Annotated in this window: 18 protein-coding genes; 4 read left to right on the top strand and 14 right to left on the bottom strand. The window is 64.6% G+C overall.

The window, feature by feature from the left end:
- Nucleotides 1-64: 64 nt before the first annotated feature.
- The 3 genes from BRAS3843_RS36505 to BRAS3843_RS36515 are packed head-to-tail and all read right to left on the bottom strand — an operon-like array spanning nucleotide 65 to nucleotide 2,688.
- A complete protein-coding gene (locus BRAS3843_RS36505) occupies nucleotides 65-943 on the bottom strand; it encodes a sulfurtransferase (protein WP_008974308.1) in 879 nt (292 codons plus the stop codon).
- 48 nt (nucleotides 944-991) lie between these two features.
- Complete coding sequence (locus BRAS3843_RS36510; RefSeq protein ID WP_008974309.1) at nucleotides 992-2,113, bottom strand: acyl-CoA dehydrogenase family protein; 1,122 nt, start codon at nucleotides 2,111-2,113, stop codon at nucleotides 992-994.
- 32 nt (nucleotides 2,114-2,145) lie between these two features.
- Complete coding sequence (locus tag BRAS3843_RS36515) at nucleotides 2,146-2,688, bottom strand: OsmC family protein (protein ID WP_008974310.1); 543 nt, start codon at nucleotides 2,686-2,688, stop codon at nucleotides 2,146-2,148.
- 249 nt (nucleotides 2,689-2,937) lie between these two features.
- On the opposite strand from BRAS3843_RS36515, the gene BRAS3843_RS36520 reads away from it, so the two are divergent.
- Complete coding sequence (locus BRAS3843_RS36520) at nucleotides 2,938-3,618, top strand: TetR/AcrR family transcriptional regulator (RefSeq protein WP_008974311.1); 681 nt, start codon at nucleotides 2,938-2,940, stop codon at nucleotides 3,616-3,618.
- 216 nt (nucleotides 3,619-3,834) lie between these two features.
- Here BRAS3843_RS36520 and BRAS3843_RS36525 read toward each other — a convergent pair whose 3' ends face one another.
- The 5 genes from BRAS3843_RS36525 to BRAS3843_RS36545 all read right to left on the bottom strand — a co-directional run bounded on the left by BRAS3843_RS36525 (nucleotide 3,835) and on the right by BRAS3843_RS36545 (nucleotide 9,233).
- On the bottom strand, nucleotides 3,835-4,053 hold the full coding sequence (locus BRAS3843_RS36525; protein WP_008974312.1) for a hypothetical protein: 219 nt from the start codon (nucleotides 4,051-4,053) through the stop codon (nucleotides 3,835-3,837).
- Nucleotides 4,054-4,079: 26 nt separating this feature from the next.
- Entirely contained in the window at nucleotides 4,080-5,198 is a 1,119-nt protein-coding gene (locus tag BRAS3843_RS36530) for a DUF2336 domain-containing protein (protein WP_008974313.1), read from the bottom strand.
- 416 nt (nucleotides 5,199-5,614) lie between these two features.
- On the bottom strand, nucleotides 5,615-6,361 hold the full coding sequence (locus BRAS3843_RS36535; RefSeq protein ID WP_008974314.1) for a hypothetical protein: 747 nt from the start codon (nucleotides 6,359-6,361) through the stop codon (nucleotides 5,615-5,617).
- A 314-nt stretch (nucleotides 6,362-6,675) separates the two neighbouring features.
- Nucleotides 6,676-7,911: a tetratricopeptide repeat protein gene (locus tag BRAS3843_RS39135; protein WP_175361186.1), complete on the bottom strand. Its 1,236-nt coding sequence runs from the start codon at nucleotides 7,909-7,911 to the stop codon at nucleotides 6,676-6,678.
- A 122-nt stretch (nucleotides 7,912-8,033) separates the two neighbouring features.
- Nucleotides 8,034-9,233 (bottom strand): TrmJ/YjtD family RNA methyltransferase, encoded by a 1,200-nt coding sequence (locus BRAS3843_RS36545; protein WP_008974316.1) that lies wholly within the window; start codon nucleotides 9,231-9,233, stop codon nucleotides 8,034-8,036.
- Nucleotides 9,234-9,609: 376 nt separating this feature from the next.
- On the opposite strand from BRAS3843_RS36545, the gene BRAS3843_RS36550 reads away from it, so the two are divergent.
- Both BRAS3843_RS36550 and BRAS3843_RS36555 read left to right on the top strand, forming a co-directional pair.
- On the top strand, nucleotides 9,610-10,824 hold the full coding sequence (locus BRAS3843_RS36550) for an NADP-dependent isocitrate dehydrogenase (protein ID WP_008974317.1): 1,215 nt from the start codon (nucleotides 9,610-9,612) through the stop codon (nucleotides 10,822-10,824).
- A 94-nt stretch (nucleotides 10,825-10,918) separates the two neighbouring features.
- Nucleotides 10,919-11,422 (top strand): DUF3455 domain-containing protein, encoded by a 504-nt coding sequence (locus BRAS3843_RS36555; RefSeq protein ID WP_008974318.1) that lies wholly within the window; start codon nucleotides 10,919-10,921, stop codon nucleotides 11,420-11,422.
- 4 nt (nucleotides 11,423-11,426) lie between these two features.
- On the opposite strand, the gene BRAS3843_RS36560 is transcribed toward BRAS3843_RS36555, so the two are convergent.
- A complete protein-coding gene (locus BRAS3843_RS36560) occupies nucleotides 11,427-13,085 on the bottom strand; it encodes a CopD family protein (RefSeq protein WP_008974319.1) in 1,659 nt (552 codons plus the stop codon).
- A gap of 11 nt (nucleotides 13,086-13,096) precedes the next feature.
- Nucleotides 13,097-13,459 (bottom strand): copper resistance CopC family protein, encoded by a 363-nt coding sequence (locus tag BRAS3843_RS36565; RefSeq protein WP_008974320.1) that lies wholly within the window; start codon nucleotides 13,457-13,459, stop codon nucleotides 13,097-13,099.
- A gap of 439 nt (nucleotides 13,460-13,898) precedes the next feature.
- Between BRAS3843_RS36565 and ilvD the strand changes: the two genes are divergently transcribed.
- Nucleotides 13,899-15,740 carry a dihydroxy-acid dehydratase gene (ilvD, locus tag BRAS3843_RS36570; protein WP_008974321.1) on the top strand — a complete coding sequence of 614 codons (1,842 nt, stop codon included), beginning with the start codon at nucleotides 13,899-13,901 and terminating at the stop codon, nucleotides 15,738-15,740.
- A gap of 86 nt (nucleotides 15,741-15,826) precedes the next feature.
- Here ilvD and BRAS3843_RS36575 read toward each other — a convergent pair whose 3' ends face one another.
- The 4 genes from BRAS3843_RS36575 to BRAS3843_RS36585 form a co-directional block, all read right to left on the bottom strand.
- The gene (locus BRAS3843_RS36575) at nucleotides 15,827-16,936 is read right to left on the bottom strand and encodes a fatty acid desaturase (RefSeq protein ID WP_008974322.1); all 1,110 of its coding nucleotides are present in this window, start codon (nucleotides 16,934-16,936) and stop codon (nucleotides 15,827-15,829) included.
- Nucleotides 16,926-17,120 (bottom strand): hypothetical protein, encoded by a 195-nt coding sequence (locus BRAS3843_RS41145; RefSeq protein WP_008974323.1) that lies wholly within the window; start codon nucleotides 17,118-17,120, stop codon nucleotides 16,926-16,928. The genes BRAS3843_RS36575 and BRAS3843_RS41145 overlap by 11 nt, the downstream gene beginning before the upstream one ends.
- A 23-nt stretch (nucleotides 17,121-17,143) precedes the next feature.
- A complete protein-coding gene (locus BRAS3843_RS36580) occupies nucleotides 17,144-17,353 on the bottom strand; it encodes a cold-shock protein (RefSeq protein ID WP_008974324.1) in 210 nt (69 codons plus the stop codon).
- A gap of 305 nt (nucleotides 17,354-17,658) precedes the next feature.
- On the bottom strand, nucleotides 17,659-18,855 hold the full coding sequence (locus BRAS3843_RS36585) for an adenylate/guanylate cyclase domain-containing protein (protein ID WP_008974326.1): 1,197 nt from the start codon (nucleotides 18,853-18,855) through the stop codon (nucleotides 17,659-17,661).
- Nucleotides 18,856-19,026: the final 171 nt, after the last annotated feature.

Below are 19,026 nucleotides of genomic sequence, written 5' to 3' on the forward strand. Positions count from 1 at the left end.
CGCGCCATCAAACTGATCATCCGGCCGCATTTTCTGCGGCCGAATGATGCAGAACATGCAGCTTTTATGCCGCCTTGCTGGTAATTGCCGCCGGGATGGGCAGGCCTTCTTCGATCGGCAATGACGGATCGCGCGACCATTCATTCCAGGAGCCGAAATACATCCGCACGTCCTTCACGCCCGCATTCTTCAGCGCCAGGAAGGTGTTCGACGCGCGCGCCCCCTTGAAGCAGTACAGATAGACCGGCGTCTCGGTGGTGATGCCGACGGTGGCGCATTCGGCGAGGATCTCATCCTTCGACTTGAAGCGCGGGCCCTCGGCGGTCGGCTTCATCATGCGGTACCATTCCAGCCAGACGGCACCGGGAATGCGGCCCTTGCGCGGGCAGAAATCCTTGCCGTAGGGCGAGGACGAATCGCCGATCCACTCATCGACGTCGCGCACGTCGAGAATGGCAATCGCAGGATTGCCCACCGCCGCCAGCATCGCCTTGGCGTCGATCAGGATGCTGCCTGCCTCCGGCACGATCGAGAACGACGCTTTCGCCGGCGCCGGCACATCGGTCGTCACAGGCCCGCCCGCCGCGGCCCATGCGTCGTAGCCGCCATGCAGCACCTTCACCTTCGGATAGCCCAGCATCGTGAGCAGGAAATAGCCGCGGCAGGACTGGCCGAAGCCGGAGTTCATCGACTGCTCGTAGACCACCGCCGTCTCCTTGCCCGACAGGCCGGCGGCGCCGAAGGCATCGGCGAATTTCGTCTTCAGCTCTTCCATGCCTTCAGGCGTCGATGTCGCGAGATAGGTGAAGATCTCGTGCACATTCACCGCGTTCGGGATATGCCCTGCGCCGTAAGCGTCGGGATTGCGGGTGTCGATCAGGACACACGGTTCTTTGTTGATGAAATCAGCGAGTTCGCCGGCAGAAATCAGAACATCCGTCATGGCAGGCCTCTCCTGTTGTGAGTTCGATGGTCCCTGTTCTCGCCGGCGTCAGCCGTCGGCGAGCATCTTGCGGAGCTGCTTGGTCGCGGGGGTCACGATCGCGACGAAATAGGCCTCGCGCAGCCGCCGCTCGGCGCGATTGCCCTTGATGTAGCCGCGCGCTCCGCAGTGGAGCATCGCGGCATGTGCGGCCGCCACGCTGGCCTCGCCGGCCCGCAGGCGCAGCGCGACGACCTTGCGCCAATAGGTCTCGTCCGGATTGAAGGGATCGCGGGCGAGCAGCGCCGTCTCCTGTGCGAGCTCGGCGGCAAGCTCGGAGAAGTCCACCGGCTGTTGCGGCAGATAGCGGTTGACGTGGCCGAGCGGCGTCTCGACCTCCCGCATCACCTTGATGCAGTCCTTGATCAGGCCGAGCGCCATGCCGGCCTGCAGCAGGATGAAGCCGGCGCGGATCGTCTTGACGAACGGCCCCGCGGGATCAGCGAGGATCAGCTCGTCCGGCACGAACAGATCGCGAAACTGCACGCCGTAGGTGCCGGTGCCGTCCATGGCGAGAAACGGCTGGCACGGCTGCAAGGTCACCGCCGGATCTGCGCAATCGGCGATGAACATCACGATCTCGCCGGGCGCATCCTCGCGCTCGAAGATCGTGCCGAACATGTGATCCGGCCCGAGATTCGAGACCCAGGGCAGCGCGCCGCGCACGACATAGCCGCCCTCGACCTTCCGTCCCTTCAACTTGAGCTTCTCGATGCCGAAGAAGCTCTTCATCGGGTTGGAGAGGCCGGTGCCGCCGAGCAGCCTGCCGCTCGCGGCATCGTCGAGCAGACGATCGACCAGCGCCTTGTTGGGCGAATTGGCGATGTACCAGACCAGCGTGTTCTGGCACCACGCCATGAAAGCGGTGGCGCCACAGACCTCGCCCATCGCCGCGATCGACTCGATGGCACAGTTGAGATCCGCCGCATTGTTGTCGGGGACATGACTGCCCCACGCCCCGACGTCGCCAAGACGCCGGAGCAACTGCGCCGGATAGACCGTGCCGGCGTCGATCGCGGATGCGATCGGCGCCAACTCGTTACGTGCGATCGCGGCGACCTGCTCGACGATCGAGGGCACAGGCACAGCGCCTGCACCATCGACCGCGAGATTCGATGCGAGTGAACCCATGACGCCCTCCGCTGCTGATGGCCGCGGCCGGCTCAGATGCCGACTTCGAGATTGACCGGGCGGGTGAAGGTGTTGGCCACCGGCGACCACTTCTTCACATGCGTGACCAGCGCCTGGATCTCTTCCTGCGAGATGCCCTCGCATTCCATCTCGACCTTGACGCGCACATCGGTGAAGCCGACCGGCTTGTCGCTGATGTCGCCGGTGCCCCAGACCGCGGTGATGTTGAGATCACCCTCGAGCTCCAGCTCGAGCTTGTTGACGGTCCAGCCGCGATGCACGGCATTGGCGTGCAGCCCGACCGCAAGGCAGGAGCCGAGCGCGGCGAGCGAGGCCTCGGACGGATTAGGAGCGGTGTCGTCGCCGAGCAGCCCCGGCGGCTCGTCGACGATATAGGGCGGCAGGTTGCGGATGTAGTTGGCGTGGCGGAACTTGCCTTCGGCCACCGTCTTGCACTTCAGGGTCTTGATGACCTTGGGGTTGGCCTTGCCATTGGCGATGAGCTGCTCCAGCCCGCCTCTGTCGATGGGCGCGAGGCAGCCCGTGAGTGCCGTCTTCTGAACCACTGCGGTCATCTCGTCTTTTCTCCCTGGGATCGAGGATACCGAACGGTCTGTTTCCTGCACGAAGCGTGCCAGCGTGCGCAAAAAACAAAAGCCGAAGCAGTTTTCGTCGCTTAGGGAAGATGCCGCAAAACCGGTCAGGCGCCGTCTGCTCAATGCCGGTGCAATCTGCTGCCCGGCGCGATCAAATTGAGCGCATCTCGCGTGATCATCGAAGATGCAGCTTGCTGAGACGTGCACGCTCCGTTTAAGCTTGCGCGCATGGGCAGATCGGTTGTGGGCAAACAGACATCAAGAAAGCGCGTCGCTGCGAAGGCGAGCGCGGTCGCCGACGATGAATCGGCGCATGGTCGCCTGCTGGGTGCGGCGACGCGGCTGTTCTGCAAGGACGGCATCAACGCCACCGGCATCGACGCCATCATCAATGAGGCCGGCACCGCGAAGACCACGCTCTACAAATTATTCGGCTCCAAGACCGCCCTCGTCCATGCCGTGCTCGAAAGCGAGGGCCGGCAGTGGCGCGACTGGTTCATCGGCGAGATCGAACGCGGCGGTGGCGATGCCGAGACCAAGCTGTCGCGGATCTTTCCGGCGCTGAAGAGCTGGTTCGGCGAGGAGCGCTTCTATGGCTGCCCGTTCATCAACGCGGTGGCCGAGCACGACAAAGACCAGAAGCAGTTCCGCAACATCGCGATGCGCCATAAGAAGGTGGTGCTGGCGCATATCGAGAAGCTCGCGCGCGAGATGGGCGCGATCGATCCCGAGAGCTTTGCTCATCAGCTCGCACTTCTGATCGACGGCGCGATCGTCGCCGCCATGGTCTCGTGCAACCCCGACGTTGCCGACACCGCAGGGTTGGCAGCGAGCTCGCTGTTCGGGCCGGCCAAGCAGAAGCAGCCGAAGCGGGTGAACAAGGCGGACAGTCAGCTGGCCGCGGTGTGAGCTGGCTTGCTGGTGCGGCAAGCTCTGCGTCATCGCCCAGCTCGGCCGGGCGATTCAGTATTCCGAGACATTCGTGAATGACCGAGAGGCCGCGGCGTACTGGATGCCCGCCTTCGCGGGCATGACGCGGTTTTGGTAGCTACGGCTGCGCTGGATTGCTTCGGCGCGTGGCGCAAGCACGGCTCACACGTTGATCGTCCGCCCGGACCTTACCGCCTACCGGAAATAATCAAGCACCAGATGGACGTCGGCCGGTGCCGGCGCCGTGCCGCTCAGGCTGGCATCGATGACGCGGCGGCAGGCTGCGACAGTCGCCTGGTCGCCGAGGTCGTTGGCGGCCTCGAGCACCAGCCAGGCCGCCTCGGTTGCAGAGCGGTCGTCGGAAGCCGGCGTGATGCGCTCACGCGCGGCGAAGTGGAAGCTCATCTCGTTCATCCTCGACCACCTCGCATGACATCACCTCAATGCGCCAACAGGTTCGGCGCGCGCTGCGCGCCCTTGGGAGCCGGATTCTTGCGCGACTGATAGAACTCCAGGACGCTGCGCGAGGTCTGCACCTTGAGGCGGCCGTAGTCCCGCTCCAGATCCTGCAGTTCGCCGGCGCTGATGCGGTGGTCGCGGGCGCCCAGGAACAACAGGGCCATGGTCGTATCCCAGGAAAACAACAGCGCCTTGGCGAGCATCAGCAGCAATTCGCGATTGCGGTCGAACAGAGCGCGCTCGATCGCATCGACCGGCAGCCCTGACAACAGCGACATGCCGATCGTCACCTCGTCGACCTTATGCGCCATCGCGTAGCCCGCGATGCTGCGCTCATCCAGGTTGCCCTGCCGGTGCTGGATCGACACCACCCGCTTGGCGACAAAATAGTTGCGCGAGCCGGGGCCGAATTTGGATTGCAGCTCGCCTGCGAGATTGGCGACCGAGCTCTGGATCTCGTCGTGCATCTCCGGGCGTTCGCCGGCCAGCCGGTTCTTGACGTCGTCGGAAGCCTTGGCGATCAGTTGCTGGAACAGATGGCGCGGAATATCGCCGCGCGACCCGAGATTCTCCGCAAGGATTGAATCGTTCTCGGCGCGCTTCACCATATGCAGGAAGCCCGCGCCGGAGAAGCGTGCCCCCTCGTTGCTGGCAACCGCATTGGCCACGTCGCTGTTGCCGCGCGAGGCCAGCACGTCTGTCACCGCCTCGCTCAAGCTCTTGCGCTGCGCGATCGCAAGCAGATGGTCCTGGCTCTTGGTCTCGGCATTCTCGACCAGCGCCGCATCGTCGAGCCGCTCGGAGTGGCGCAGCACGGGGCCGGCGACCTCGATCGCATCATCGAACGCCAGCTTGCGGATGACGCTGGCCGGCGAATATTCGATACGCGCCAGCCGCTCGGCCAGCTTGGCGCGCGCGGCCGTTTCGATCTCATCCGCCAATCGGCCGATGACCTCGCCGAACGTCGCGATCTCCTCCTCGCAATAGCGTCCGGCAATCAAAAGATCGGTGGCGTGCCAAAGCGCGCGGGCCCGGCTTTCGGCGGTGCCGCGCGCAATCGCCTCGTCCAGATCCTGCAGCACCGATTTCGTCTCGCTCATCATGGAAATGCCGTCGCCCGCAAACAGAGAAAACCCGATGCAAACGATAGCATCCGAACGCGAGTGTTCCGTAAACTTGCGCGCGGATATTTTGGCGTGAGTTGTCCCTTAAATGTCGGGCAGTCTGTTAGGAGCCTCTTAAGATTCAGAAGTACCCCGCCACCAATCCGCAGGGCGCGATCGCATATGGCCCAACAAGACCGGGGCCTCATGGTTCGAGACGGCGCTTCGCGCCTCCTCACCATGAGGGTCGGCTATTTCGCCGCGAATAGGCCCTCGTCCCGAGGAGCTCGCCGAAGGCGAGCGTCTCGAAGGGCGGCCGCTGGAGCGATCGCCGGCCGAGTTCTTTCTTATATGCGACCGCCTGACGCTCCGCAGGGGATCACACGAACGCAGATGCGAGCGTCAGAGGACGATCATGGCATGACCCTGAGGATGCGCGCCTCTGCATCGGCGACCGATCGCACGCCTGATGCCGGCGAGCATTCAGCCAGGGCGCGATCGATCAGCCGCATGGCGCCGGCATCCTGGCCTTGTTGCAGCATCAGTTCGCCGGCAAAGAAACTCGCCTCGCAGCGCCGCGCCTTCCGCGTGACAGGATCGCCCTGCTCGGCGGCGGCAAGCGCCGCCTCTGCTGTCCCCTGGCCGAGGAAGACGCGAACGATCGGCGCCGGCCATTTGCTCATGTCGAGCAGCTTTGCCTGATCTGCCAGCACGCTCGCCAGACCGGCGCGGCGGCGCGCCAGGTCGAGCCACAAAGCCGCCCGGGCATCCTTCTGATCCATCGCGCTGAGATGTCTGAAATCGTCCTGCGACTGCTCCAGCAGTCCCGCCTGGAAGCTTGCAATCCCCCGTCCGCGATACGCCTGCGCACGGTACCGATCGCGCCCGGAAGTCTGCTCGGAGCCGGACGTCGTCGGCGTCGCCTTACCCTGGGGCAGATCAGGGTCGGCGTAATCATAGGCGGCACGAAGATCAGCCGAAGACTGCCGAATGACATTGTCGTAGTCGGCAATCGCGTGGTCGATATCTCCCTTGCGGAAATAGGCTGCGGCGCGCCTGAATCGTGCCGTGACCACCTGCGGCGCCGTCGGCCCGCCGTGCTCGATCACGGCGGTGCAGTCGGCAATCCGCTCGTCGAGACCGGCGTCCACTGCGGTCATGCACCGCTTTGCCGCTGATGGTTGAGCGCTCGCCGAGATGGCGGAGATTGAAGCCAAAATCAGCGCGCAACCGCGGAGCGAGTACCATCGGTGCCTAGTCATAATTGCATTGCCTCCCTGTGTGCTGATTGATGGTATCAACACACGTCGAGGTCACCACAATCTGCAGCTGCATTCGCAAATCATCGTTCAGGCGATGTAAATGGAATCGCAGACTCAGCTAGGCTCTCGCGAGATCATCGCCGGTTGCTTGCCCCCTCGCGCCATCCGTCAGCTTGAGCTCGCCATGGCGCGGAAGTGTGCCAGCGCATCCGTCATGGTTCCTGTCCGCCCGCGCCAAGCCTGCGAAGCTCCGCATGGGCGGCCGGCCATTCGACGAACTGCCTTGGGCAGATTTCGGTGGCAACGCGCAGCAGCCTGATAGCTTCGTCCCGCGCGCCGTTGGCAAGCGTCAGCTCTCCCGCATAGAAATTCGCTTCGCAGACTTGGCCCTTGCGCTTGTTTGGATCGGAATCGTCGGCAGCAACAAGCAAAGCCTCGAACGTCAGACCACCGAGATAGTAGCGAATGACGGGGGCAGGCCATTTCGACATGTCGAGCTGCTTGGCGCTTTCAGCCAGTTCGCTGGGGTCGCCGCTACGCCGACGCGCAAGATCGAGCCAGAGCTGCGCATAGGAATCCTTGGGCCGGAGTTCGGCGGCTCGGCTGAAATCCTCGAACGCCTCACGCGATCTGCCGCTTTCCAGCCGAGCGACTCCCCGCGCCCGACAGAGGACGGCATTGTCGGCGTCGATCTTGAAAGCCTGGTCGAGCCGGGCCAACGCAGCCTCCATGTCGCCGCGCCGCTCATGCGCGCTGGCTAGATCGAGGTCGCCCTGCAGATTTTTGGGATTGAGCTCGGTCGCCCGCTCGAAATCCGCCACCGCATGATCAATCTGATCCTGGTCCAGATAGACTGCGCCGCGACAGAGATAGCCGTACTCACGCTCCGGACTGATCTCGATTGCTCTGCCGCAATCAGCCAGCGCCCGCTCCCAATCATGCTTGGCCCTGTAGGCGCCGCTGCGGCCGACATAGGCGCCGACATTCTCGGGATGAATCAGAAGAATCTGTCCGTAGTCGGCGATCGCGCCGTCTGGGTTCTCTTTTGCCAAATAGACCAGCGCTCGTCCGTTGAGAGCATAAATGTTCTTATGGTCAGCTTCGATCACTCGGTTGTAGTCGGCAATGGCTGCATCATTGTCATGCTTCCGCAAATATGCGGAGGCACGTGCAAGTCGCGCCGGGACGTTGTCCGGATCGCGGGTAAGGATTTCGTCGTAGTCCGCGATCGCGAGCTCTATCTCGCCTTTCTGGATCTGGAACATCGCCCGACGAAGGCGGGCCATATTCAGGCTTTTCAAGGTGGCCGCGGAACTCTCGATCAAGGCGGTGCAGCCGGCGATGCGATCGTCCAGTGTGATATTCCCGGTCCCGTGGCACTTGATCCCCGGAGACGATTGCGAAAGGGCACCTGGGATCGGCACCAATAAACCCACCAGCGTCAGCACCACCGCCGCGACGGACGCGCACGATCCCATTTTCATTCCAGCCCCCAACCTGCAGCCAGATCATATTACCGGGCCCGCAGATGGCGACAATCCTTCGCTACAGCGAAAAGATCGCCGATCAGCTACCGCGCTTCCGCCACGATCCCCGCCAGCCGCACAAGCTCGCGCTCCAAATCGGTCTCGATGTCGGCGACGTTGATGTCGACCACGCGGTAGTTGCGGCTCTCGAGCCAGGCGCGGCGCGCGGCGCGGTCGGCTGCGATCGCTTCGCTCTCGTCAGAGTTCACCAGCTCGATCGCGAGGCGATGGACGAAGGAGACGAAATCCGGGATCTGCCGGCCCACCGGAGTCTGCCGCTTGAACTGGCCGGCGAAGCGGCGGTCGCGGCTCAGCGCGTGCCACAGCATGCGCTCGGCATCGGTCGGATTGCGGCGGAGCAGCCGGGCCAGGCCGCGCAGCGAGCCGCGCGAATCCGGCAGGCTCGCCGCAGCGCCCTGCTCGGCAATCAGCGCACGCAACCGCGTGGCCTGCTCGCTATCGAGCACGCCACCCTTCGCTGGGCCCTTGCGCCCCTCGGCGATCGCCATGATCACGCCGTGCAGCGTATGCATGTCCTGCCTGGTCGGCTCCATCCGGAAGAAGATGTTGCGCAAGTTCACCAGCATGGTCTCGCGCTTCTCTGCGGGCCGCAGGAATTCGACCCGGTCGAGCTCGCGCACCAGATTCTCGAAGAAGGCCTCCATCTGCTCCTGCGAGGCGCGCTCGGAGCGCTCCGGCATGGCGAAGGGCAAGGCGCCGGAGGTCACCAGCTTGAACCATTCGTAACCCATCAGGAGCACAGCCTGGGCGAGGTTCAGCGACGCGAAACCGGGATTGACCGGATAGGTGATGATGCGGTTGGCGCGCGCCACCTCCTCGTTGGTCAGGCCGGCGCGCTCGCGGCCGAACAGGATGCCGGCCCTGCCACCATTGGCCGCGTGGCCCTGGATTTCGCGGGCGGCGGCCTCCGGCCCTACCACCGGCTTGGCCTGGTCGTGGCTGCGCGCGGTGGTGGCGAACACGAGGTCGAGATCGGCGACCGCCGCATCGAGGGTTTCGAACAGCTGAACATTCTCGATGATGTGGTCAGCCCCGGCCGCGGCACGCTGGGCGGCGATGTTCGGCCAGCCGTCGCGCGGATTGACCAGCCGAAGCTCCGTCAGCGCGAAATTGCCCATGGCGCGGGCCGTCATGCCAATGTTCTCGCCGAGCTGCGGCTCGACCAGGATGACAACCGGCCCCTGTATCTCCAGTCCAGCCTTGGTCTTGTCGGTCCCCGACACGTGCAGTCCTTATGTCGATTGGTTCGTGAGATCGGTGGCGCCGCTCGCTCTACCTCGCCCCGCTTGCGGGGAAAGGGAGCGTACCGCCCGTTTGAGCCCAGATTTATCGCCCCGCTTGGCGCGAATTGGCCGATTTCTCAAGCAAAATAATGAGGTTATTGGCCGATTCTACCGTTTTCCCGAAACTGGAGAGCGCAAATCGGCCGGCAGCGGCTCCGCAGCGTCACCCATCCCCCGAGAACGCCGGGCTCGGCTGCTGAAATGCGCATCAGTGCATAGCGGCTGCGCTTCCGCCCGCGGTGCGGCAGTGCTATGACGCCCCGATTTCCCACCGCTCTTTAGGCGAGCGAGCTATCCCCAAGAGGCCCAACCGATCATGGCAAAAATCAAGGTGTCCAACCCGGTCGTCGAGCTCGACGGCGACGAGATGACCCGGATCATCTGGCAGTACATCAAGGACAAGCTGATCAACCCCTTCCTTGACGTCGAGCTGATGTATTTCGACCTCGGGATGGAGCACCGCGACGCGACCAACGACCAGGTCACCGTCGATGCAGCCAACGCCATCAAGAAGGTCGGCGTCGGCGTGAAATGCGCCACCATCACCCCGGACGAGGCACGGGTGAAGGAGTTCGGCCTGAAGGAAATGTGGAAGTCGCCGAACGGCACCATCCGCAACATCCTGGGCGGCGTGATCTTCCGCGAGCCGATCATCTGCAAGAACGTGCCGCGGCTGGTCCCCGGCTGGACCAAGCCGATCATCATCGGCCGCCATGCGTATGGCGACCAGTACCGCGCCACCGACATCAAGTTCCCCGGCAAGGGCACGCTGACGATGAAATTTGTCGGCGAGGACGGTACCGTGATCGAGAAGGAGGTCTTCAAGGCCCCCGGCGCCGGCGTGGCGATGTCGATGTACAATCTCGACGAGTCCATCATGGACTTCGCCCGCGCCTCGTTGAACTACGGCCTGCAGCGCGGCTACCCGGTCTATCTCTCGACCAAGAACACCATCCTCAAGGTCTATGACGGCCGCTTCAAGGACATCTTCCAGGACATCTACGACCGCGAGTTCAAGACGCAATTCGAGGCCAAGAAGATCTTCTATGAGCACCGCCTGATCGACGACATGGTCGCGGCGGCGCTGAAGTGGTCGGGCGGCTATGTCTGGGCCTGTAAGAACTACGACGGCGACGTGCAGTCGGACACCGTGGCGCAGGGCTACGGTTCGCTCGGCCTGATGACCTCGGTGCTGATGACCCCCGACGGCAAGACGGTCGAGGCCGAGGCTGCCCACGGCACGGTGACCCGCCACTTCCGCGAGCACCAGAAGGGCAAGGAGACCTCGACCAACTCGATCGCCTCGATCTTCGCCTGGACCCGCGGCCTCGCCCACCGCGCCAAGCTCGACAACAATGCCGAGCTGGCCAAGTTCGCCTCCACGCTGGAGAAGGTCTGCGTCGATACTGTCGAGGCCGGCTACATGACCAAGGACCTCGCGCTCCTGGTCGGTGCCGACCAGCGCTGGCTGTCGACCACCGGCTTCCTCGACAAGATCGCGGAAAACCTCACCAAGGCGATGGCGGCGTAACGCTGTCCGCATTTTCGCCTGACGATCGTTGAATAGTAAGGGGGCCGCACTTCCCGTGCGGCCCCCTGCTCCTTGAGAGAAGAAGGCTGCTCCGATGCGCGCGACCACCGCCCTGCTCGCCCTCGCTGTCTTGGCCGTGACCGGCGGCGCCCGCGCCGGCGAGACCACGATCCCCGATGCGCTGATCGCGCCGGGCGAGAAGGTGGTGCTGACGCTGCACGCCGAAGGCGCCCAGGTTTATGAGTGCAAGACCGACAAGGACGGCAAGCTGGCCTGGACATTCCGCGAGCCGATCGCGACGCTGATGGAAGATGGCAAGACCGTCGGCCGGCACTATGCCGGACCGAACTGGGAACACCAGGACGGCAGCGCCGTCACCGGGCGCGTGGTCGGCACCGCAATCGGCGCGACCGAGAACGACATTGCCTGGCTGAAGCTCAATGCGGTCGCCCATCGCGGCAACGGCATTCTGGCCAACATCACCACCGTACAGCGGCTCAATACCAAGGGCGGCGCGCTCGAAGGGGCCTGCGACGCGGCCGGGACCTTCCGCAGCGTCGGCTATGCCGCCGACTACGTGTTCCTGCGCAAGGACTGAGCGCTCACGCCTCGCGGTAGTCCAAGAGGATCAGCCCGACCAGGACGAAGGCGATTGGCCAGACCCAGGCCGCGACGCGGCTGATCCGCCCCTGCAGCCGCAGCTCGAGCCAGCGCGCCCAGCCCGCCGTCATGCCACAGAGAGCAAGCGGCGTGTGGCTCATCTCGATCAGCAGCTGATCCTTGATGTTGGCGATGGCGTGGGAATGCGTCATCAGCAGCGCGCCGCCGACCGCGACGGTCAGTGGGAATACCAGCGCCGCGTTCCCGGCGTCCTGCCCGCGCAGCCGCACCCGCCATTCGAACAGGCCGAACAGGATGATCAGCACCACGAACATGCGGTGCTGCGCGACTTCCGGATCGCGCAACGAGGCGAAGAAGCCGATCGGCCCGATCGGCCAGGCCATCTCGTCGGCGCGGACAAACAGGAACGCCGCCATCACCAGGAACAGCAGCGGCCAGTGCCGGGCCCATTGGCCCCAGCGGACATGCTCGATCATCGCCAACAGGCCGATCAGCACCACGAAGATGCCGGCCCAATGGTGGTTGTATTCCGACCAGGCGATGTCCTCGGCGCTGCGCGGCAGGATCACGCCTTCGCCGGGCACATAGGCCGGCGGCGCGGTCACGCGCTGCGCATCGGCGGCGTCGATCTTGGCCTGCAGCTGCGAGATGGTCAGCTGGTCGACCGCCGGGCTGGTCAGGCGCGGCCATTGCGGCGTGGCGCGCTCGACGATCTCCTGCCAGCTCAGCCGGTCCTGGCTGAGGTCGATGCCCGGCGGCAGCGAGGTCAGCGAGCCCGCGGTCAGGAGCACCGTGAGCCCGATGCCGAGCTCGACCTCGACGAAGCGCTTCAGCCGCAGCACCGGCGCCTTGGGATCGCTCTGTCGCAGCCGCTCGACGGCAAAATAGTTGCCGGCGCCGAGCGCCAGCAGCATCAGCAGCATCGCCACTTTCGCCGAGGTCATCACCCCATAGGCGGTGCCGTAGATCGCCTCGAACGAGCCGAGATAGGCCACCGCCATCACCGTACCGCCGAGCACGATGGCTGCGACCGAGACCATCGACATCAGCGAGTAGCGGCGCCCGATCAGGCGCTCGTCAGCCTCGGCCTTGCAGCCGTTCAGCGCGATCAGGAAGTATGGCAGGCCGCCGATCCAGATCCCCGCGCCCAGCATGTGCAGAGCATCAGCGAGCAACAACGGCCAGCGCACGTCGAGCCGGCTTGCCGCATGGGTCAGGTTGAGCTGCAGGACGAGCGCGAGCGCGGCCACCGCGACCAGCGCCGCCGTCCGCCAACGGGTCCAGGTGCCGGTCCGCGCCAACAGCGAAAGGCCGAGCGCGCAAGCCGCCACCGCAAGCTCGGAGCGCGCGAAATCCGCGCTCGCCGCCTCGCTCCAGGACACATCGAGTGTGCCGGTCAGCGCAGCGAGATTGATCGCGAGCGAGGCGAGCGTGACCAGGAACCAGGCCCGCGCGCTGATACGCAGGAATCGTTGGCATCGCTTGCCGACCACGATCGCGTCGGCCGACAGTCGCTCCTGCAGTGGCCGCAACAGCAGCACCTGGAAAGCGATGCCGCCGAGCGTGAACGACTGCGCCAGCAGCGTCAGCCCGCGCAGCACCACCGAGAGATAGCCGAATATGTCGAGGAAGAGGTACACGGCTTATGGACTTAGTGCGCCGTGAACGGGATATCGCCGCGCGTGATGTGCCCGTCGACGCTCAACACCTGCCAGCGCAGGCGCCAGCTGCCCGGCGCCAGCGCCTTGGCTTCGGCATTGATCTCGTCAGCCGGCGTGTCGGGTGTGGGCGTCAGCGTCTGCTCGGCCCCGTCGGGCGCGAGCAGCTTCAATCGCGAGCGCGCATGATCGATGCGGCTGTTGAACCGCAGCCGGATCGCAACCGCATCCTTGTCGACGGTCGCGCCCGATGCGGGCTGCGAGGAGACGATGATGGCGTGGGCCGAAGCGGCCTGTGGCGCCGCGAGCAGCAACGAGACTGCCAGGACGCGCGGTAGAGTTGGAAGAGCAGGCATGAGATTCGACAGCAATGTGCCACGTCGCCGATGTCGACGGCGTGATCTGAGGAAATTGAACTGCACCGTATTTAAATGCCTGCGCCTCCCGCAAGTAGGCACAAAGTCGTGACACGCGACGACACGCTGCGAACTGTGGCAGCACAACTACACACTGCGCGTGCGCCTGTTACAGCCGAAACAAGCCGCTCGCCGAGGGGCCGGATGCTTTCCCTATTTGCTCTACCGGCGCTGCCCCATGCGGCCGCAGGCGCAGACGTGAGCGCCGGGCACGCCGTCGCGCCCGGCATCGCTGAACCACAAAATTACATGTCGCATCATCGGCTTATTCGCGGTATGCCACGCCGCATCGCTTTGCCTCCGTCCGGCCCTGGGGCTGTTCCCTGCTCCCGCCGGACCACCATTGCTGTCTCCCTAAGGAACGCCCGAGGAAACCGTCATGCCCGCCTACCGCTCCCGAACCTCCACCCACGGCCGCAACATGGCCGGCGCCCGCGGCCTGTGGCGCGCCACCGGGATGACCAATGAGGATTTCGGCAAGCCGATCATCGCGGTCGTCAACTCCTTCACCCAGTTCGTGCCCGGCCATGTGCATCTGAAGGATCTCGGCCAGCTGGTGGCGCGCGAGATCGAGAAGGCCGGCGGCGTCGCGAAGGAGATGAACACGATCGCGGTCGACGATGGCATCGCCATGGGCCATGACGGAATGCTCTACAGCCTGCCCTCGCGCGAGCTGATCGCCGACAGCGTCGAATACATGGTCAACGCGCATTGCGCCGACGCCATGGTCTGCATCTCCAACTGCGACAAGATCACGCCCGGCATGCTGATGGCGGCGATGCGGCTCAACATCCCCGCCGTGTTCGTCTCGGGCGGCCCGATGGAAGCGGGCAAGGTCAATCTCGCCGGCAAGCTGCGCAAGATCGACCTGATCGACGCCATGGTGACGGCTGCCGACGACAAGGTCTCGGACGCCGACGTCGAGGTGATGGAGCGCTCGGCCTGCCCGACCTGCGGCTCATGCTCCGGCATGTTCACCGCGAACTCGATGAACTGCCTGACGGAGGCGCTCGGCCTGTCGCTGCCCGGCAACGGCTCGGTGCTGGCGACGCATGCCGACCGCAAGGGCCTGTTCGTGGAGGCCGGCCACCTGGTCGTCGACCTCGCCCGCCGCTATTACGAGCAGGACGACTCCAGCGTGCTGCCGCGTTCGATCGCCAGCTTCAAGGCGTTCGAGAACGCGATGAGCCTGGATATCGCGATGGGCGGCTCGACCAACACGGTGCTGCATCTGTTGGCTGCCGCCCACGAAGGCGAGGTGCCGTTCACGATGAAGGACATCGACCGCCTCTCGCGCAAGGTGCCCGTGCTGTGCAAGGTGGCGCCGGCGGTGGCCGACGTGCATATGGAGGACGTGCATCGCGCCGGCGGCGTGATGGCGATCCTGGGCGAGCTCGCCCGCGCCGGTCTCTTGCACACGGAGTTGCCGAGCGTGCATTCGGCCTCGCTCGCGGCTGCGCTGGAGCGTTGGGATATCAGACGCAGCCAAAGCGAGAGCGTGAAGAACTTCTACATGGCCGCGCCCGGCGGCGTGCCGACGCAGACAGCGTTCAGCCAGGACCGCCGCTACGAAGAGCTCGATCTCGATCGCGAGACGGGCTGCATCCGCGACCTCGCGCATGCCTATTCCAAGGATGGCGGCCTCGCCGTGCTCTACGGCAATGTCGCAGCCGATGGCTGCATCGTGAAGACGGCCGGCGTCGACGAGAGCATCCTGAAATTCGCAGGCCCCGCCCGCGTCATGGAGAGCCAGGATGCAGCGGTCGAGGCGATCCTGACCAACAAGATCAAGCCCGGCGACATCGTCGTGGTGATCTATGAAGGCCCGCGCGGCGGCCCCGGCATGCAGGAGATGCTGTATCCGACCAGCTATCTGAAGTCGAAGGGGCTGGGCAAGGCGTGCGCGCTGATCACCGATGGCCGCTTCTCCGGCGGCTCGTCGGGCCTCTCGATCGGCCACGTCTCGCCGGAAGCGGCCGAGGGCGGCCTGATCGGGCTCGTCAAGGATGGTGACCGCATCGAGATCGACATCCCCAACCGCAGTATTCATCTTGCGGTCGATGACGAGACGCTGGCCCATCGCCGCGCCGCGATGGAGGCCAAGGGCACTGAGGCCTGGAAGCCGGCCAAGCGCGCGCGCAAGGTCTCGACCGCGCTGAAGGCCTACGCGGCGTTCGCCTCCAGCGCGGCACGCGGCGCCGTGCGCGTGGTGAAGGATTGAGATGCACAGCTTAGGGTGGGTAAAGACGTGAAGCGCTTCGCCTACCCTTTCCACCATGCGCAAATATGGTGCGCGCTTCGCTGGGCCTATCCTAGCCGCCCAGCGGCAGCCTCCGGCGAAACCGAACGGCGCGGCCACTTCGATGGGGCAGTCCGAAGCTCCAGAGCCCCGGCGTCCACCCTGGCGTCGCGAAACGACACCAGGCGGCGCTGCGCCTCGTCCCACAGCACAAGCCTCACGCACCGAAAGCTCTGCGGCAGCGTGATGCGACAGGCCTCGCGCAGCTCCGGATGGTCACGCAGCACCGCCGGGAGGCGGTAATACGGAATCCGACTGCTGAGGTGGTGCACGTGATGGATGCCGATGTTGGCCGTTAACCAGCGCAGCACCAGCGGCAGATCGTAATGTGAACTGCCATAGAGGGCGGCATCATGCAGGTTCCAGCGCTCGTCGCGGTCCCACGCGGTCTGCTCGAATTGATGCTGCACGTAGAACAGCCAGACGCCGGCTGTGGCCGCGAGCAGCATGATCGGAAGATGCACCAGCAGAAATGCATTGAGGCCGACGAGCCAGGTGAGTGCGGCAACAGTCGCGGCGATGCCGAGGTTGGTCGCCATCGTGCTGGCCCAAAGCCGCCACCCGTCGTGCATGAGGCCGACCGGAAGCCGGTGTTGCAGCAGAAACAGATAGGCCGGTCCGACCCCGAACATGACCAGCGGGTGGCGGTAAAGCCGATATGTCAGACGGCCCCACCAGGAACGGGCTCTGTATTCGCGCACCGTCAACGTATCGATGTCGCCGATGCCGCGCCGGTCGAGATTGCCGGTGGTGGCATGATGGATCGCATGCGTGCGGCGCCACCAGTCGTAAGGCGTCAGCGTCAGCACGCCGATGATGCGGCCGACCCAGTCGTTCGCCAGGCGCCCGGCGAAGAAGGTGCCATGGCCGCAATCGTGCTGAATCATGAATAGGCGCACGAGAAAGCCGGCCGCCGGAACAGCGATGAGCAACGAAGCCCAGGCATGGCCAAGGGTGAACATGTACCAGGCCGCTGTCCATAACGTCACGAGCGGCGTGACGGTGATCACCAATTCGGCAGCGCTTCGCGCGCGATTTGGCCTGCCATAGCTGGCCAGAATGCGCGTCCAGCGCCGCGCGTCGGGCCTCGACGCGCCCGAATGATGTTCAGTGCTCAAGAGAATATCCAAGGCCTGCCGACGCGCGCTCCGTCGTCGTCGCCGCCGCGATCTGCTTGTTGACGTGCAACGTGATCTTCACCTGCAATGCGGCAATTATGGTGAAATAGAAAAATCCCGCGTGCCGACGGATCGGACGCGGGACTCTGAAAGCCACAAGCTCTGCCGGTACATCCGTGGTCAAAGCATCTGGTCCTTCGCGGCCGCTCAGGCGGCCCGCAGGTTTTCAGCGGCGGATTTGCCGGTTCGGCGGTCCGCCACGATGTCGAAGCTGACGTTCTGCCCCTCACTGAGGGTGCTCATGCCGGCGCGTTCAACCGCACTGATATGAACGAACACGTCGTTTCCGCCGTTGGCGGGCGCAATGAAGCCGAAGCCCTTTTGGTTGTTAAACCACTTCACAGTTCCTGTATTCACTGTCGATGTCCTTTCACTGACAACGTGCACGTAAGACTCAAGGCGCCGCAGGCGGCGACCTTTGTCGATGGATCGATTTTTGGAGAAGGGGGTCTGAAACGTGCGCGCCTGTCGGGGGAGAGGCGAAGCGGCCCAGGTCGTTCGGCCAAGTGTCGATGGCCGCCATATGGGCACAAATCGGGCCGCCGTCAAGATTTGCGGGTTGCAGTCCGTAATAGCCCGTATAGCCCGTGGGCGAGTGTGGCCGAGACCACAACTTTTTCGTCCAGCAGCACTCGGCATCAGCCAAACCCAGGGATCGGCCCTCACCCGGGATATGCAAACAGCTCAATCGGATCGGCAAAGCCGCGCACCGGATATTCGCCGAGGCGCTCGAGCGCGAAGTCGTCCTTGATCAGATCGGCGAAGTCGCGCGACAGCAGCACCGGCTTGCCGACCTGCTTGGTCAGCGTTTCCAGCCGTGAGGCCATGTTGACGGCCGGACCGATCACGGTGAAGTCGAGCCGCGCGCGCGAGCCGATATTGCCGTACATGACGTCGCCGACGTGAACGCCGACGCCATAGTTCAGCGGCGCGCGACCGTTGCCGCCGTTCCTGTCGTTCAGCGCAGCCATGGCTTGGCGGGCCTCGGTCACAGCATGCAGCAGATTGGCGCAGGCGTGCGGCTGGCTGAGCGGAAAGATCGCGAGCAGGCCATCCCCCATGAATTTCAGGATTTCACCGCCGTGGCGCGCGATCGGCTCCGACACCGCGTCGAAATAGTCGTTCAGGAGATCGATCACGTCGTCGCGCGGCCAGTTGTCGGAGATCTTGGTGAAGTCCCTGAGATCGCAGATCATGATGGCGGCGCGGACCGTGGTGCCGCTGCCACGCCGCGTGGCGCCGGCGAGGATCAGTTCGCCCGCGTGCGACCCCACATAGGTTTCGAGCAGCGTCCGCGCCAGCCGGTTCTTGATGCGGATCTCACTGACGAGCGCCAGCACCGGCAGCAACCGCTGCAGGGCCTCGAGATGAGCAGGCTCGAAGCCGCCGGGACGATCGGTCGCGAAGGTCACGAAGTGGCGCTTGCCGAGCGTGTGATAGATCGGCCAGGCGACATAGTCGGTCAGGCCCTGGGCCCGCATCTCGTCATAGACGGCGTGCTGGCGACCCTGTGACGGATCACGCTCCAGATTCTCACGCACCTCCGCGGCGCCATCATGGATCTCGTTGCCGGGACTGCCGATATATTCCGAGCGCTCCCTGACGTCGTGGTCGACCCGTGCGATCTCGGCTCCGCGCATCCCGTCGCTCCAGAGGATACGCGCACCGAGCCATTGCGGATGCTGGATCAGGACATGGAGCGTGGCCCGTTTGAGCGGAATGCCTGATTGCTGCAGCCGGACGCACATCTCGGCGAAGATGTTGTCGATGAAGCGCTCGTCGCGGGTGCCGTTGGTCAGCCAGTGCACGACGTCAGCGGACTGCGCGGTGGCGGGATCGATGTCTGGCGGCGCCTTCATATCTTGCTCCTGGGCGGCCGGGGAACTGACCGACCGATGCAAGATAAGTCGTGTCTCGTCTCCCGGGAGTCAACAAAGCAAAGGGGCATGCCCGCATATGGGCATGCCCCTTCTCGCGTCAGATCAGCTGTNCTTTNCGNCGGNCGAAGGCCGTCAGATCAGAAGTGGACC

The organism is Bradyrhizobium sp. STM 3843, from assembly GCF_000239815.1.
In the GTDB taxonomy this organism is placed as follows: domain Bacteria; phylum Pseudomonadota; class Alphaproteobacteria; order Rhizobiales; family Xanthobacteraceae; genus Bradyrhizobium.

Bases quoted from the DNA above. Each gene is read 5' to 3' on its own strand.
- BRAS3843_RS36505 (WP_008974308.1), bottom strand. From the start codon at position 943: ATGACGGATGTTCTGATTTCTGCCGGCGAACTCGCTGATTTCATCAAC.
- BRAS3843_RS36510 (WP_008974309.1), bottom strand. From the start codon at position 2,113: ATGGGTTCACTCGCATCGAATCTCGCGGTCGATGGTGCAGGCGCTGTG.
- BRAS3843_RS36515 (WP_008974310.1), bottom strand. From the start codon at position 2,688: ATGACCGCAGTGGTTCAGAAGACGGCACTCACGGGCTGCCTCGCGCCC.
- BRAS3843_RS36520 (WP_008974311.1), top strand. From the start codon at position 2,938: ATGGGCAGATCGGTTGTGGGCAAACAGACATCAAGAAAGCGCGTCGCT.
- BRAS3843_RS36525 (WP_008974312.1), bottom strand. From the start codon at position 4,053: ATGAACGAGATGAGCTTCCACTTCGCCGCGCGTGAGCGCATCACGCCG.
- BRAS3843_RS36530 (WP_008974313.1), bottom strand. From the start codon at position 5,198: ATGAGCGAGACGAAATCGGTGCTGCAGGATCTGGACGAGGCGATTGCG.
- BRAS3843_RS36535 (WP_008974314.1), bottom strand. From the start codon at position 6,361: ATGACCGCAGTGGACGCCGGTCTCGACGAGCGGATTGCCGACTGCACC.
- BRAS3843_RS36550 (WP_008974317.1), top strand. From the start codon at position 9,610: ATGGCAAAAATCAAGGTGTCCAACCCGGTCGTCGAGCTCGACGGCGAC.
- BRAS3843_RS36555 (WP_008974318.1), top strand. From the start codon at position 10,919: ATGCGCGCGACCACCGCCCTGCTCGCCCTCGCTGTCTTGGCCGTGACC.
- BRAS3843_RS36565 (WP_008974320.1), bottom strand. From the start codon at position 13,459: ATGCCTGCTCTTCCAACTCTACCGCGCGTCCTGGCAGTCTCGTTGCTG.
- ilvD (WP_008974321.1), top strand. From the start codon at position 13,899: ATGCCCGCCTACCGCTCCCGAACCTCCACCCACGGCCGCAACATGGCC.
- BRAS3843_RS36585 (WP_008974326.1), bottom strand. From the start codon at position 18,855: ATGAAGGCGCCGCCAGACATCGATCCCGCCACCGCGCAGTCCGCTGAC.